At 73.5% G+C, this 14,196-nt stretch carries 12 protein-coding genes and 1 pseudogene; 10 read left to right on the top strand and 3 right to left on the bottom strand.

What is annotated here, in order from left to right:
• Positions 1-302 (bottom strand): annotated as a pseudogene (locus ABD823_RS09175) (PKD domain-containing protein); the annotation flags it as partial.
• Positions 303-586: 284 nt separating this feature from the next.
• On the opposite strand from ABD823_RS09175, the gene ABD823_RS09170 reads away from it, so the two are divergent.
• Genes ABD823_RS09170 through ABD823_RS09150 form a run of 5 tightly spaced genes read left to right on the top strand, consistent with a single transcriptional unit; the run spans position 587 to position 5,826 of the window.
• On the top strand, positions 587-1,969 hold the full coding sequence (locus tag ABD823_RS09170; protein ID WP_344857812.1) for a hypothetical protein: 1,383 nt from the start codon (positions 587-589) through the stop codon (positions 1,967-1,969).
• Complete coding sequence (locus ABD823_RS09165) at positions 1,966-3,174, top strand: phosphotransferase (RefSeq protein ID WP_344857810.1); 1,209 nt, start codon at positions 1,966-1,968, stop codon at positions 3,172-3,174. The genes ABD823_RS09170 and ABD823_RS09165 overlap by 4 nt, the downstream gene beginning before the upstream one ends.
• A gap of 11 nt (positions 3,175-3,185) precedes the next feature.
• Complete coding sequence (locus tag ABD823_RS09160; RefSeq protein ID WP_344857806.1) at positions 3,186-4,049, top strand: sulfotransferase domain-containing protein; 864 nt, start codon at positions 3,186-3,188, stop codon at positions 4,047-4,049.
• On the top strand, positions 4,046-4,900 hold the full coding sequence (locus ABD823_RS09155) for a Wzz/FepE/Etk N-terminal domain-containing protein (RefSeq protein ID WP_344857804.1): 855 nt from the start codon (positions 4,046-4,048) through the stop codon (positions 4,898-4,900). Before ABD823_RS09160 ends, ABD823_RS09155 begins: the two co-directional genes overlap by 4 nt.
• Positions 4,897-5,826: a glycosyltransferase family 2 protein gene (locus tag ABD823_RS09150; protein WP_344857802.1), complete on the top strand. Its 930-nt coding sequence runs from the start codon at positions 4,897-4,899 to the stop codon at positions 5,824-5,826. Before ABD823_RS09155 ends, ABD823_RS09150 begins: the two co-directional genes overlap by 4 nt.
• A gap of 14 nt (positions 5,827-5,840) precedes the next feature.
• Here the strand turns inward: ABD823_RS09150 and ABD823_RS09145 are convergent, their stop codons facing one another.
• Together ABD823_RS09145 and pssD are read right to left on the bottom strand one after the other, a co-directional pair.
• Positions 5,841-6,395, bottom strand: coding sequence for a glycosyltransferase (locus tag ABD823_RS09145; RefSeq protein WP_344857800.1), 555 nt, complete (start codon positions 6,393-6,395; stop codon positions 5,841-5,843).
• The gene (gene pssD, locus ABD823_RS09140; RefSeq protein ID WP_344857828.1) at positions 6,392-6,853 is read right to left on the bottom strand and encodes a PssD/Cps14F family polysaccharide biosynthesis glycosyltransferase; all 462 of its coding nucleotides are present in this window, start codon (positions 6,851-6,853) and stop codon (positions 6,392-6,394) included. The genes ABD823_RS09145 and pssD overlap by 4 nt, the downstream gene beginning before the upstream one ends.
• 167 nt (positions 6,854-7,020) lie before the next feature.
• Here pssD and ABD823_RS09135 point away from each other — a divergent pair, with 167 nt between their 5' ends.
• From ABD823_RS09135 to ABD823_RS09115, 5 genes are read left to right on the top strand one after another with little or no spacing between them, the layout of a single operon-like run.
• A complete protein-coding gene (locus tag ABD823_RS09135; RefSeq protein WP_344857799.1) occupies positions 7,021-8,802 on the top strand; it encodes a Wzz/FepE/Etk N-terminal domain-containing protein in 1,782 nt (593 codons plus the stop codon).
• The gene (locus tag ABD823_RS09130; protein WP_344857797.1) at positions 8,799-10,337 is read left to right on the top strand and encodes a lipopolysaccharide biosynthesis protein; all 1,539 of its coding nucleotides are present in this window, start codon (positions 8,799-8,801) and stop codon (positions 10,335-10,337) included. Before ABD823_RS09135 ends, ABD823_RS09130 begins: the two co-directional genes overlap by 4 nt.
• Complete coding sequence (locus tag ABD823_RS09125) at positions 10,337-11,650, top strand: ParB N-terminal domain-containing protein (protein ID WP_344857796.1); 1,314 nt, start codon at positions 10,337-10,339, stop codon at positions 11,648-11,650. Before ABD823_RS09130 ends, ABD823_RS09125 begins: the two co-directional genes overlap by 1 nt.
• Positions 11,647-12,954, top strand: coding sequence for an RCC1-like domain-containing protein (locus ABD823_RS09120; protein ID WP_344857794.1), 1,308 nt, complete (start codon positions 11,647-11,649; stop codon positions 12,952-12,954). The genes ABD823_RS09125 and ABD823_RS09120 overlap by 4 nt, the downstream gene beginning before the upstream one ends.
• Before the next feature lie 13 nt (positions 12,955-12,967).
• Positions 12,968-14,194, top strand: a complete 1,227-nt coding sequence (locus tag ABD823_RS09115) for a glycosyl hydrolase (RefSeq protein ID WP_344857793.1) — start codon at positions 12,968-12,970, stop codon at positions 14,192-14,194.
• Positions 14,195-14,196: the final 2 nt, after the last annotated feature.

Genomic DNA, 14,196 nt, shown 5'->3' with positions numbered 1-14,196 from the left:
ACCTGGCCGAAGGCGCCGCCGACGTAGATCGACCGGCCGTCGGGGGCGGGCAGCAACGCCTCGACCTCGCCGTTCACGTTGGGCGTGAACGCCGCGTCGAGGCGGCCGGTCGTGGCGTTGAAGGCGAACAACCGGTTGCGGGTCTGCACGGTCTGGTTGTCCCACTCGCGCACCTGGGTGAAGCTGCCGCCCACGAAGATCCGGCCGCCGATCTGCACGATGGCGTTGACCTGGCCGTCCAGGACGTGCGGGGTGAAGTTCGCGGGGTCCGCGGTGACCACTCTGTCTTGCGGGTACTGCACGGCCAGCGCTGGACCGTTCCATCCGAGAAGTAACATCACTGACAACGCGATCCATACGGAGGCGTGTCTACGTCCCCTCATCGCCCCTCCAGGGTAAAGAACACACGACCCCCGACCGTCGGCAGATTATGACATGTCACCAGCACCGGCACGTTGCTTGAATCACACCACTTCCGCTGGTCGGCGGTGAATGGTCAACTGGCCGGGAAGCTCCGCATCGGCTTGAATATGGGCACGTCCGCATGAACGGATTCGGAGCCGCGCCCGGGAGGATCTCGACACCTATGTCAGGCACGGCCGGGTCCCTCCCCCGTTCCCCGGCGCTCCCCGGCCCCCGGACGCCCTTCCCGCAGGCCTCGGGGTCCCGCAGACTCCAGCCGGGCTGGCCGCTCAGCGTGATCTTCCTGGGATTCCCCCTGTGGTGGGTGACCGGCTTCAGCGCGTTCATCTTCCTGATCATGAGCGTGCCGATGGCCGTGGAGCTGTGGCGGCGCGGGAAGGTCCGGGTCCCGCGCGGCTTCGCGCTGTGGCTGCTCTTCCTGGTGTGGATGCTGCTCGGCGCGCTCACGCTCTTCGCCGACGCGCCCTACGGCGTGCCCGGCGTCGAGCTGAGCCGGATCCCCGTCTTCGCCTACCGCGCCGCGTGGTACCTCGCGATCACGGTCGTCCTGCTCTACGTCGGGAACCTCACCGAGCAGGAGCTGCCGACCGAGCGGGTCGTCCGGCTGCTGAGCTTCATGTTCATCGTGACGGTGGGCGGCGGCCTGCTCGGCGTCGTCCTGCCCCACCTGGAGTTCCCCTCCCTGCTGGAGCTGGTGCTCCCCCGGTCGCTGACCCGCAACGACCTGGTGGCCAGCCTGATCCACCCGAAGGCGGCGACCCACACCACATTCCTCGGCTACGAGGAGTCCCGCCCCATCGCGCCGTTCGCCTACGCGAACTCCTGGGGGGCCAACCTCGCGCTCTTCCTGCCGTTCTTCCTCCTGGCCCACACCCGCGGGGGACGCTGGCGCCGCCTCCTGCTGCCCGTCGTGCTGGTCCTGTGCCTCTGGCCGGTGATCTACTCGCTCAACCGGGGGCTGTGGGGCGTGCTCGGGCTGAGCGCCGCGTACCTGACCTTCCGCTTCGCCAGGAAGGGCAACAAGTGGGCGCTCCGGCTGGCCGTGGGCGGCGCGGTGGCCCTGCTGCTGGTGTTCGCCGGTTCCCCGCTCAAGTCGCTCTTCGAGCAGCGGCTGGACACCCCGCACAGCAACGACCGGCGCGGCCAGCTCTACGAGGTGACCGTGGCCAGCACCCTGACCGGGTCGCCGGTCGTCGGCTTCGGCTCCACCCGCGACCTGCAGGGCAGCTTCTCCTCGGTGGGCGGCGGCGAGCGGCCCGACTGCAAGGGCTGCGGCGTCCCGCCCCTCGGCACCCAGGGCAGCCTCTGGTATGTGATCTTCGCGCACGGGTTCGTCGGGGCGGGACTGTTCACCGGCTTCCTGGTCCGCCGCTTCGCGGCGCACTGGCGCGACCCGGACCGCGTCGCCATCGCGGGGTGCTGCGTGCTGCTCGGTTTCGCGGTCTTCCTGCTCATCTACGATCTTCTCGATGTCCCGCTGTACACCGCCATGATCGCCATTGCTCTGATGTGGCGGCGCGAGCGAACGGAGGTGGCGGCGAGGTGACCGAGTCCGCCTGGGTCGAAGCGGTCTCCCGGCTCTGGCCGGAGGCCGAGGTCAGCAGCGCGCCGCGGGGCCGCCGCGCGGAGCGGGCCGGCGGTGGGGCCGGCAGTGGGGCCCGCGAGTTCGTCTACCTCCCCGACGCCCGGCGGGCGCGCCTGCTCCTGCCCCTCGGCGCGCCCCGCGCCGCCGGTACGGCCCTGCGCCGCTACAGCCACGACCTGGGCGTCAAGGCCCGGCTCGGGCGCGGCCTGTTCTCCGTGGCGGTCCGGACCGGGCTGCCCCAGCGGTTCCTGCCCGACCGGATGCGCGTGCGCCCGTCCCGGCCCGGGGAGGAGTCCGTGGAGAGGCGGCTCTCGGAGATCCTCGGGCGGCCCGTGGTGGTCAGCGTCAGCATCGGGAACGCGCGCGCCAACCGCAAGCCGGTCCTGCAGGCGATCACCCCGTCCGGCGAGTCCCTCGCGTTCGTGAAGGTCGGCGACACCGATGTGGCCCGCGAGCTGATCAGGGCCGAGGCCGCGGCGCTGACCCGGCTCTCCGGGCTGCACCTGCCGGGGATCCGCGTGCCGGAGGTGATCCGCCACGAGACCTGGCGCGGCCTGGAGCTGCTCGTGATGTCGGCGCTGCCCACCGGGGTGCGCCGGTGGCGGCCGTCCGGCGCGGTGCCCGTGGCCGCGATGTCCGCGCTCTCCGCCGCCACCGCCGCGTCCGGCGCGCTCGCCGGCTCCTCCTTCCTCGACCGCCTCCGGGGCGTGCCGGAGCAGGTGGCCGACCCCCGTACGGCCGCGCGCCTGGCCGACCTGGCCGACCGCGTCGCCGAGCGCCACGGCGACCTGGAGCTGCGCTTCGGGGCCTGGCACGGCGACTGGACGCCGTGGAACATGGCCTGGCGGCGGGACCTGGTCCACCTGTGGGACTGGGAGCGCTTCGCACCGGCCGTGCCGGTGGGCTTCGACGCCCTGCACTACACGCTCCAGCAGGTCCGCCCCACCACCTCGTGGACGGCCGACCTGGTCTGGTCGGACGGCGTCCTCCGTACCCTGGAACCGTTCGGCGTCGAGGGGCGGGCCGCGCGGGCCACCACCGCCCTCTACCTCCTGGAGCTGTGCGCCCGCTACGTCGTCGCCGGTCAGGGAAGCATCGGCGAGCCGCTCCGGCCCCAGGCCGACGCCCTGCTCGACCTCCTCGACCGCAGCCGCTCCCGGATGTAAGAAAGGACGCCATGCTCTCACGCCAGTCCGCACCCCCCGCCGTCAAGGAGGCCGGGAGAGCGGTGACCCGCCAGGTGGGGCGTCTCACCAACGGGATGCGCATGCTGCCCGGGTTCCTGCTCGTGGGCACGCAGCGGGGCGGCACCACCTCCCTGTGGCGGGCGCTGACCGCCCATCCGCGCATCGCGCCGCCGCTGTTCCACAAGGGCGTGCACTACTTCGACGTGAACTACACGCGGGGGATGGGCTGGTACCGCGGGCACTTCCCGATCCGCTCGCTGGCGCACCGCCGCGCGCCGGGCGGCCCCGTCCTCACCGGCGAGTCCGCCGGCTACTACATGCACCACCCGCTCTCCGCCGAGCGGATCGCCGCCGACCTGCCCGGGATCAAGCTCCTGGCCGTGCTGCGGGACCCGGTGGAGCGCGCATACTCCGCGCACAAGCACGAGCTGGCCCGGGGCTTCGAGACCGAGCCCTTCGAGCGCGCGCTCGAACTGGAGGAGGGCCGCCTGGCGGGCGAGGTGGAGCGGATCCTGGCGGACCCCGCCTACGTCAGCCACAGCCACCGGCACCACTCCTACGTGGACCGGGGGCGGTACGCCGGCCAGATCGACCGGCTCTTCCGGCTCTTCGGCCGCGAGCGCGTCCACGTCCTGTTCGCCGAGGACTTCTTCGCCGACCCCGAGACCGAGTACGTCCGCATCCTGGACTTCCTCGGCCTGCCCCGCTGGTTCCCCGAGGTGTTCGAGCGGCACAACGCCCGGCCGCGCTCGCCGATGCCGGAGTCGCTCCGCGCCGAGCTGACCGACCGCTTCGCCCCCGACGACGAGCGCCTCGCCGAGCTGCTCGGGGTCACCCCGCCGTGGCGGAGATGAGCGGCCGTCCGGATCCGGTCCTGTCGGACTACTTCGGGTTCGCACGCCGCAACCTCCTCGTCATCGGGGTCACGACCGTGCTGGGCCTGGCGGCCGGCGTGGCCCAGTCCCTGCTGACGCCCGACACCTACACCGCCACGGCGCAGGTGTTCGCCCCCGCGACCCCGGTGCACCCGGGACTCGAACGCGATCCCGACCAGCGGCTCCCCCGTGAGATGACCGTCGACACCGAGACCCGGATCATGCGGTCCAGCGCCGTGGTCGGGCGCGTCGCCACCGCCCTCGGCGTCGGCCCCGAGGCGGCCGCGGAGCTGCTGGTCGTCACCGTGCCCGCGAACACCCGCGTGCTGACCGTCTCGGTCCGCGGCGCCACCCCCGAACGGGCGCTCAACGGGGTCGGCGTGGCCACGGACGCCTACCTGGCCCTGCGCGAGCAGATCATCGCCGGTGCCCGGCAGCGGCACCTGGAGGCGCTGCAGTCCCGCATCGGCGTGCTGGAGTCCCGGCTGGCCGCGCTGACCAAGGGCCGGATCACCCGCGACGCCAGGGCGCGCAGCCGGCGCCAGGCCCTCATCCGCCAGATCGACAAGATGGAGAAGCAGGTGTCCGCCCTGCAGCAGCAGGACACGGCCGGCGGCGAGGTCGTCCGGGCGGCCGTACGGCCCCGCCGGCCCGACCGCAACAACACCGAGGTGCCGCCCGTCTCCTACGCGGCGGTCGGCATGCTGGCCGGCATCGGCCTCGGCGCCCGCCGGGACCGGCGCAGGGGCGCCCGACCGGAGCGGGCCTCCGGGCACCTGCCCGGTGACGCCAGACCACCGCAGCCGATATCGAGGAGAACCGCGGCATGACCGACACCCCCGCCCCCGCGCCGCCGACCGTCTCCGTGGTCGTCGCCACCCGCAACCGTCCCCACCTGCTGGCCAAGGCGATCGATTCGATCCTGGGGCAGGACTACGCGGGCGGCATCGAGTGCGTGGTCGTCTACGACCAGGTCCCGCCGGACACCTCCCTGGAACGTTCTGATCCGCACCGCTCGGTCGTGGTCACCGGCAACGACCGCTCCCCCGGACTGGCGGGCGCGCGCAACAGCGGCGCGCTGCGCAGCCGCGGCGCGCTGCTGGCGTTCTGCGACGACGACGACGAGTGGCTGCCCGGCAAGCTCTCCGCCCAGGTCTCCCTGCTGGAGTCCCGCGGCGCGGACGTCGCGGTCTCCGGCATCTACGTGCTGTTCGACGGCAGGTCCACCGCCCGGGTCGCGGACGAGTCCTCGCTCACCGTGCTGGAGCTCGCCCGCCGCCGGGTGATGGAGGCGCACCCGTCCACGGTGCTGGTCCGCCGGGAGGCGTTCTTCGACCGGATCGGGCTGGTCGACGAGGAGATCCCCGGCAGCTACGGCGAGGACTACGACTGGATGCTGCGCGCGGCGGCGGCCGGTCCGATCGTCGCCGTGCAGGAGCCGCTGGTCCGCGTCCTGTGGGGTTCGCAGTCCTTCTTCCAGCGCGACTGGCGGATGGTCGTCGACGGGCTGGAGTACCTCGCCGGCAAGCACGAGATCCTGCGCGCGGACCCGCGGGCGTCGGCCAAGCTCACCGGGCGGCAGGCGTTCGCGCTCGCCGCGATGGGCGAGCGGCGCCGGGCCGTACGGCTGGCCTGGCGGACGTTCCGCAGCAACTGGCGGCAGCCCCGCTCGTATCTGGTGCTGCTGATGGCCGCGGGCCTGCTCCGCCCGGACTTCATGCTGCGCACGGCCCACTCGGTGGGCCGCGGGATCTGACGGGGGCTGCGGGGTCAGGCGGACCGGGGCCGGGAGCCGCGGCGCACGGCCCTGGCCGCCAGCAGGTCGTCGACCAGGTCGCCGAATCGGCGGACGGCGGCCGCGGTCGAGTCGGTCCCGGCCTCGGCGCGGAACGCCTCCGGGTCGGCCAGCGCCCGGTCGATCAGCTCGTGCAGGTGGGCCTCGTCCCGGGCGGGCGCGATGAGGCCGGAGGCGGCCAGCCGGGCGCAGAACCGCTCCTGGTGGTCGTCCACGTGCTCGCCCAGGCGGGGCGAGCGCGGGACCACGATGGGCAGCAGTCCCCGGCGCCGGCTCTCCGCGATGGTCGTCGGCCCGCCGTGGCAGACGACGACCGAGGCCTCGGCCATGAGCGCGGTGAGCTCGCCGTGCTCCAGGTAGGCGTGCCCCTCCGCGACGCGGGGCGCGGGCGAGCGGCCGTGCTGCACGACGCACCGCACGCCCGGGCCGTGCTCCTTCGCCGCCCAGGCGTCGGCCCACTCGACCAGCCGGGCGAAGGGGTGGTGGTCGGTCCCGACCGAGACGAAGACGAGCCGCGCGGAACCGCTCACAGCAAGCCTCCGATCACTCTGGCGCGGGGATAGAACCGGCGCTGCTCCTCCCACTGGACGAGGAAGAGGGTTGTGAGAGGGGAGCAGAGGCGGCCGGTCAGGGTCGGGCTGTCGAGCCGGTCGTACACTTCGATGTAGACCGTCGGAATACCGAAGATCTTTGCGAGAACGAAAAACGGGAAGGCCAGTCCGGCGCCGGTGGAAACGATCAAATCCGGGCGTTCCCGCCGGAGCAGCCGCCAGGCGAGGGCGAAGTTGCGCAGCAGGTTCGGAATGTTCCTGGTCGTGGGGTGGTGCCCCCAGACGATCCGCTCGCCCCGAAGCCGCGAGGACGCGTCGTCCGTACGGAAGGTCACCCAGGTCCGCGCCCACTCCCGCCACCACGGTTCGAGCGCGTCCAACTGGGCCAGGTGGCCCCCGCTGGACGCGACGAGCAGGACACTTCTCGCTCTCGCCACCTCGGCCCGATCTGCACCATAAGATTGATGTTCGTTCAAGCAAGAGTAGAACATCGGCCATATTCCGGTAAACTTCACCAGAGCTTATGGCTTGAAGGTTCATCATCTGGGGTCGGACCGGCGCGCGGGGCTCACCCAGACGGCACAGATCGGTGAGGGGGACCCGCGTGGCGGGAGGGCAGGTCACTCCATTCCGTTCTCAACTCCTGGCGCAGACGCTCCGCTACCGCAAGGGCCTGATCACCGTCTGCGCGCTGCTCGGCGCCGTGCTCGGGGTGGGCGCCGCCCAGCTGGTGCCGCAGAGCTACACGGCCTCCGCCACCGTGCTCATCATCCCGCTCAGCGGCAACCCCTACTCCACCGAGGGCCGGGGCGACGACCTGATCAACCTCGCGAGCGAGACCCAGCTCGTCACCGCCGACACGGTCATGGACCGGGTCGCCTCCGCGCTCGGCGAGGACGCCGACCGCGACACCCTCCCCGACCAGGTGAAGGTCGAGGTCCCCCCCAACACCCAGACTCTCCTGATCACCTTCACCGCCGACAGCCCGGAGACCGCGGACAAGGGCGCGACCGCGTTCGCGAACAGCTACCTGACCTACCGCAGGAACCGCTCAGAAGCGATCATCGACGGCGAGATCAAGCAGGTCGAGGAGCAGTCGGCCAAGGTCGACGCCAGCCTCCGCAAGGCCACGAACGACCTCGCCTCCGACAAGACCACCTCCGCCCGGCGCACCTACCTGACGCAGCGGGTCACCCAGCTGACCAACCAGCTCGCCGTCCTGGAGGAGCAGGCCAACCAGCTCGCCAGCACCCCGATCTACCCGGGGCAGGTCATCTCCTCCGACCCCGCCTCCTCCGGGTCGAGCCTGCTCGGCACGCCCGAGCTCGGGCTGGCCGGCCTGCTGGCGGGCCTGGCGGCCGGTCTGGGGCTGGGCATGCTCCGGGAGCGGAGCGACGACCGCCTGCGCGACGTCGAGTCCGTGGAGCGGTACGGCGTGCCGGTCCTGGCCGTCAGGAACCTCCCCGCCCGGGCCTACGACCCGCCCGCGCTGCTCGATCCCGAACTGGGCACGCAGGACGAGGAGATCCGCAGGCTCCGGGTGGCGGTGCTGACCAGGGTCACCGAGACCCCGGCCTCGCTGCTCGTCGCCGGCGTCTCCGGCGGCGACCACTCCGCACGGGTGAGCGCCGACCTCGCCCTCGCCCTGGGTTCGGGCGGGACCGAGACGATCCTCGTCGACGCCGACCACACCGCGGCGCCCGGCGCCTCCGAGCTGCTCGGGATGTCGGGCCAGCGGGGACTGACCGACGTCCTGCTCGACCACGACGACCCGCAGGCGCTGCTGCTGGAGGCCGGTCCCCAGCTCCACGTCCTGCCGCAGGGCGCGGACCTGAAGAACGCCTCCAGCCACTTCCTCGGCCGCGGCCTGTTCCACACGGTCAACGTGTTCCGGCACAGCGCCGATCTCGTCATCGTCAGCGGCCCGCCGCTCGACGACCCGGACGGTCAGGCCCTGAGCATGGTCTCGTACGCCACCCTGCTGGTGGTCACCGCGGGCGTGACCCGGCGGCGGGAGGTCCGGGCCGCCTACGCTCAGGCGGAGCAGGCCGAGGCGAAGGTCATCGGCGCGGTCGTGCTGGTCCCGCCGAGCCGCCGGGAGCTGCGCGAGGCCGGCCGCGAGGGGGCGCGGCGGGCCCCCTCCCCCGCTCCGGCCCGGATCAGCGTCGAGTCCTCGGTGATGCCCGCGATCACGGCGGCGGAGTCCCGGGACGAGGAGGCCGAGGTCGTCGTCGAGGAGGCCGAGATCGTCACGGAGGAGCCCGAGATCGTGGTGCTCGACCTGCCCGACGACGGCGGGCCGCGGGCCGCGGCCGACGAGGCGCCGACGATGGCCTTCCCGAAGATCACCTCGGACGCGCCCGCCAAGACCGGCCGCGGCAAATGAGTGGTTCCGGCGACCTGGCCTCCATGGCCAGGGGCGGCACCCTCAACCTCGTCGGCGCCGCGGTGACCGGAATATCCCAGTTCGGCCTCGTCCTCCTGGTCGCCACCCTGCACTCCGCCGAGCTCAGCGGCGCGTTCTTCGCCGCCACCTCGGTCTTCATCATCCTGGGCGCGCTGTGCGAGCTGGGCTGCGACGTGGGCCTGCTGCGCTGGGTCCCCGGGCACCTGGCGCTCGGCCGTACCCGTGACGCGGCCCGCTGCGTCGACGCGGCGCTCGTCCCCGTCGCGGCGGTCTCCCTGCTCTGCGCGGCGGCCCTGTTCGCCGCCGCGCCCGCCGTGGCCGGAGCGGTCGACGGGGGCCAGACCGGCCAGACCGCGTCCATGCTGCGGGTCCTCGCGCTCTTCCTGCCCGTCGCGGCGGCGGCCAACGTGCTGCTCGCGGCGACCCGCGCCCACGGCCGGATGCGGCCCACCGTGCTGGTCGAGCGGATCGGCAGGCCGGTGGCGCAGATCGGCGGGGTCGCGCTGACCCTGTTCCTCGGCGACGACCCGACGCTGCTCACCCTCATGTGGGCCCTGCCGTACCTGCCGGCGCTGGCGGGCGCGGCGTGGTGGTACGGCGGGATGCGCCGCGCCAGCCCGCCCCAGGCGGAGCCGGCCGCGCCGCTGCGGGCCCTGGCCGCCGAGTACTGGCGCTTCACCGCGCTGCGGGCGCTGGCCCGGGTCTGCCAGACCGCGCTGCAGCGGGCCGACATCGTGATGGTCGCCGCGCTGGCCTCCCCCCGGGACGCGGCGGTCTACACGGTCGCCAGCCGCTTCGTGGTCTTCGGCCAGCTCGGCACCCAGGCCGTCCAGCAGGTCATGCAGCCCGTGGTGAGCCGCCGGCTGGCCCTCGGCGACCGGGCGGGCGCCCACGAGACCTTCACGGTGGCCACCGTTTGGACCGTTCTCCTGACCTGGCCGGTCTACGTGACGACCGCGACCGCCGCCGCCCTGTACCTGTCGCTCTTCGCCGAGGAGTACCACGCGGCGGGGCTCGTGCCCGTGCTCGTGCTGTCCCTGGCGATGATGTTCGCCACGGCCGCCGGCCCGGTCGACACGATGCTGCTGATGAGCGGCCGCAGCGGGCTGAGCCTGCTGAACACCGCCGCGGCCCTGGTGATCGACGTCGCCCTGGGGCTGGTGCTCATCCCGAACTTCGGCGTCACCGGCGCCGCGGTCAACTGGGCGGTCTCCATCGTCGTCCGCAACGTGCTCTCCTTCGCCCAGGTGAGGGCCTCGACCGGGATGACCCCGCTCAGCCCCGGCCTCGCCTGGGCCGTCGGCGCGACCGCCCTCTCGTTCGGGGCGCCGCTGCTCGCGCTGCGGGCCGCCGGCGCCCCGCTCCCCCTGCTCTACGCCGGCCTGGCGGCGTGTGCTGCTGTTTATGTCATCCTGCTGTGGAAGATCCGGGAACGCGTCTCCCTGACCGCGCTGTCCGCCCTGCTGCGGCGGCGCGCCCGCAGGGCCGCGTCCCCGGTGGTCGAGGAGGTCTGATGTCGGCTCTGGCCCATCTACGTGCCGTGCGGAGGCACTCGCGCGCCGCACTCCGCCGGCTGGCGGGGCCGTCCCCGTCGAGCACGCTCGTCTCGGCCGCGCGCGCCCTGCCGATCCCGCCGAAGGTGCGGGTCCAGCTCTCCTCGGCCTTCCTGCGCCAGCGCGGATCGCTCACCGTCCCCGTCGACCGGCTGCTGCTGGGCGCGCAGAACGGCTGGACCGCCGCCGAGTTCAGCGCCAGGACCGGCGACCTGCTCTGGGGCTCCACCCCGGTCTCCGAGGGGCCCCACGTGGCGCTGCTCCGCCTGGCCGACGACCACGAGCCGACCGACGAGGAGATCCTGGCCAGCCCGTACGGCACGCTCGCCCGCCGCGCCATCGCCACCGGCGGCCGCTACTTCTGGGCGACGGACGACGCGGGCGTCGTGGAGACGGCGCGCGCCTTCCTCGACCGGCACCGCGGCGGCGCGCAGCAGGCCCCCAGGACCTACCAGAGCGGGCCCGGCGACCCCGTCCTCGTCGCCCCGATCAAGTGGTCCGGCTACTACCAGGTCCTGGACGGGCACCACCGGCTGGCGAGCGCGGTGCACCGGGGCGAGCGGACCGCCGAGGTGGCCGTCAAGCGCCTGGCGGTCACGACGCCGCTCCAGGACCACCTGCTCCGGATGAGCTGGCTCGACGGCACCCGCGAGCTGTACCAGCCGATCGACGCCCCCGAGCTGGCCGACGGATGGCCGACCGTGCGCAAGTGCACCGACCGGCGCGACAAGATGCGGGCCTTCCTGGGCGAGGCCCTGGGCGGCCACGAGGGCCTCGGCTACCTCGACGTGGCCAGCTGCTACGGCTGGTTCGTCTCCGAGATGGGCAGGCTCGGCATGGACGCCCACGGCATCGAGCGCGACCCGCTGGCCGTCCCGCTCGGGCAGGCGGTCTACGGCCTGCCCGCCGGGGCGATCGAGACCGGTGACTGCGTGGAGATCCTGAGCCGGACCGACCGCACCTGGGACGTGGTCTCCTGCTTCAGCCTCCTGCACCACTTCGTGCTCGGCCGCGGCTCGGTCGGGCCCGAGGAGCTGCTCAGGCTGCTCGACCGGGTCACCGGCCGGGTGCTGTTCCTCGACACCGGCCAGGAGAACGAGGCGTGGTTCAAGACCTCCCTCGCCGGCTGGAACCCGCCGATGATCGCCGACTACCTCAAGCGGAACACCACGTTCTCGCGGATCGTCGACCTGGGCCCGGACGACGACGCCGTGCCCCCGTACGCCGACAACTACCGGCGCCACCTGTTCGCCTGCGTCCGGGAGGACCGATGACGCCACGCCGTACCCTGCTCGGCGGAGCCGCGGCGCTCTGCCTGCTGCTCACCGCGTCCTGCGGCACGTCCCAGGCCGCGCAGCCCGAGCCCGCCCGGACGACCGAGGCGCCCGCCGCGATGGGCGGCGTCTGGGCCGCCGGCTGGAACGCCGACGGGCAGCTCGGCCACCCCACCGAGGAGATCGCGACCGCGTTCGGCCAGGTCCTCGGGGTCGGCGGGAAGTCCTCGCTGACCCGGGTCACCGCGGTCGCCGGCGGCGGGCGGCACTCCCTCGCGCTGCTCGACGACGGCTCCGTGGTCGCCTGGGGCGCCAACGACTTCGGCCAGCTCGGCGACGGCACCACCACCGACCGCGCGGAGCCGGTTCCCGTGCGCGCCCCGGACGGCGGGGAGGGCACCCTGGGCGGCGTCGTGGCGCTCTCGGCCAACAGCGACTTCTCCATGGCGCTGCTGGCCGACGGCAAGGTCGTCACCTGGGGGAAGGGCGACGCGGGGCAGCGCGGCATCGGCAGTGAGACCGCGCCGCTCACGCCCACCACGGTCCTCGCGCCGGACGGGTCCGGCCCGCTGACCGGTGTCACCGCGATCGCCGCGGACGGCCGGACCGAGCTGGTGCTGCTGGAGGACGGCTCGCTGCTGGCCTGGGGCGCGAACAAGTACGGGATGGTCGGGGACGGCACCACCGAGGACCGCTCCCTGCCCGTCCCGGTGCGCGGCCTGGACGGCGCCGAGCGGCTGACCGGCGTCACGGCCATCACCATGGGCGGCCAGCACGGGCTGGCACTCCTGCAGGACGGCTCCGTCGCCGCCTGGGGCTACAACGACATGGGCCAGCTCGGCACCGGCGACTACGAGGCCCGCATGACCCCGGTGCTGGTGTCCGGCCCCGGCGGCCGGGCGCCGCTGCAGGGGGTCGTCGCGATCTCCTCCGCGGAGAAGCACAACTTCGCCATCCTGCGGGACCGCACCGTCATGTCGTGGGGCAACAACACCGCGGGCCAGCTCGGTGACAACACTCTGGAGCGCCGGACCACCCCGGTCCAGGTGGTCGGCGCCAACGGCGAGGTGCTCCGCGCGGTCCGCAGCGTCTTCGCCGGCGAGGCCTACGGCGTGGCGCTCCTCGACGACGACACGGTCCGCACGTGGGGAGCGAACGGCAAGGGCCAGCTCGGCTCCGGTGACCGGGTGGCCCGGAGCCGCTCGGGGCCGATCGTGCTGGCCGAGGGGGAGCAGCCGGGCAGGGCCGTCACCGCCGCCGCCGGCGAGCGCCACCTGCTCCTGGTCCTGCAGCAGGTCTACTGACGGGAGGGCGGAGATGAGGCGCACCGGATTCGTCACACTGGCCGCGGCGGCCGCGGTCGTGCTCTCCGCTCTCCCCGCCGGGGCCGAACCGGTCCCGCCGGCGGTCCAGCCCACACCTCCCGGCGCGGAGGCCGTCGTGCCGCCGGTCGAGCTTCCGGCCGAGCCTCCGCCGCCCGAGGCGGAGGCCGTCCCGCCGGAGGCGGGACCCGCACCGTCCGGGGAAGAGGCCGTCCCGCCCGCCGTGGAGCCCACGCCGCCGGTCACCGGGCCCGTCCCGGGGGGCTCGGGCCCCCAGCGGCGGAGACTCATGTTCGGCGCGGTCGGGCAGTACCAGGAGGAGATCCTCGGCCGCGAGCAGGAGCTGGGGCGCCGCCTGGAGGCGGTCCGGGTCTTCAAGCGGTGGGACGAGCCGGTCTTCAACGAGCACCAGTTCTGGGCCCGCGACACCGGCCACACCGTCTTCGTCTCCGTCAAGTCGCGGCGCAAGGACGGCGGCGACATCCGCTGGCGGGACATCGCCGACGCGCAGCCGGGCGACGAGCTGTACGCGGACATCGTGCGCCAGGCCCGGGAACTGCGGGACTTCGGCGCCGTGGTCTACTTCACCTTCAACCACGAGCCGGAGGCGAAGGGCTCGCGCGGCATGGGCGAGGGAGCCGACTTCGTCGATGCCTGGCGGAAGATCGTCGACATCCACTGGGCGCAGGGCGTGCGCACCGTCCGCTACGTCTGGGCGGTCACCCCGGTGGCCTTCGATCGCACCGACGGCACCGCGGCCGAGCTGTTCTACCCGGGCGACGACTACGTCGACCACATCGCCGCGGACGCCTACAACTTCTACAACTGCAGCAACCCCGAGGGGAGGTGGCTGAGCCTCGCCGAGGTCATCGAGGGCCACCGCCGGTTCGGCCTGCGCCACCCCGGCAAGGGGCTCATGCTGCTGGAGTGGGGCTCGGTGGAGGATCCGGCGCAGCCGGGGCGGCGGGCCCAGTGGCTCGCCGACGCGGCCCGCACGCTGCTGAGCCCCGGCTACGAGCAGTACCGCGCGGTGCTCGCCTGGGACGCGCGGAACCTCGACGAGGAGTGGGCCTGCGACTTCGACTACGCCTCCGCGTCCGACTCCCTGGCGGCCTGGCGGGAGATGGGCAACCACCCGGCCTTCGACGCGGGGCACCCCTGCGACATCGGCGACTGCGTCCGGCTGGCCGACTTCCTCGCCGTCTCCCGCCGCGGGACGTGACG

Source organism: Planomonospora alba, assembly GCF_039534085.1.
GTDB classification, from domain to species: Bacteria; Actinomycetota; Actinomycetes; order Streptosporangiales; family Streptosporangiaceae; genus Planomonospora_B; species Planomonospora_B alba.
Note: the sequence above shows the minus strand (reverse complement) of the source record. Positions and strands in the feature narration are given on the sequence as shown.

Bases quoted from the DNA above. Each gene is read 5' to 3' on its own strand.
- ABD823_RS09160 (WP_344857806.1), top strand. From the start codon at position 3,186: ATGCTCTCACGCCAGTCCGCACCCCCCGCCGTCAAGGAGGCCGGGAGA.
- ABD823_RS09130 (WP_344857797.1), top strand. From the start codon at position 8,799: ATGAGTGGTTCCGGCGACCTGGCCTCCATGGCCAGGGGCGGCACCCTC.
- ABD823_RS09120 (WP_344857794.1), top strand. From the start codon at position 11,647: ATGACGCCACGCCGTACCCTGCTCGGCGGAGCCGCGGCGCTCTGCCTG.
- ABD823_RS09150 (WP_344857802.1), top strand. From the start codon at position 4,897: ATGACCGACACCCCCGCCCCCGCGCCGCCGACCGTCTCCGTGGTCGTC.
- ABD823_RS09170 (WP_344857812.1), top strand. From the start codon at position 587: ATGTCAGGCACGGCCGGGTCCCTCCCCCGTTCCCCGGCGCTCCCCGGC.
- ABD823_RS09125 (WP_344857796.1), top strand. From the start codon at position 10,337: ATGTCGGCTCTGGCCCATCTACGTGCCGTGCGGAGGCACTCGCGCGCC.
- ABD823_RS09155 (WP_344857804.1), top strand. From the start codon at position 4,046: ATGAGCGGCCGTCCGGATCCGGTCCTGTCGGACTACTTCGGGTTCGCA.
- ABD823_RS09115 (WP_344857793.1), top strand. From the start codon at position 12,968: ATGAGGCGCACCGGATTCGTCACACTGGCCGCGGCGGCCGCGGTCGTG.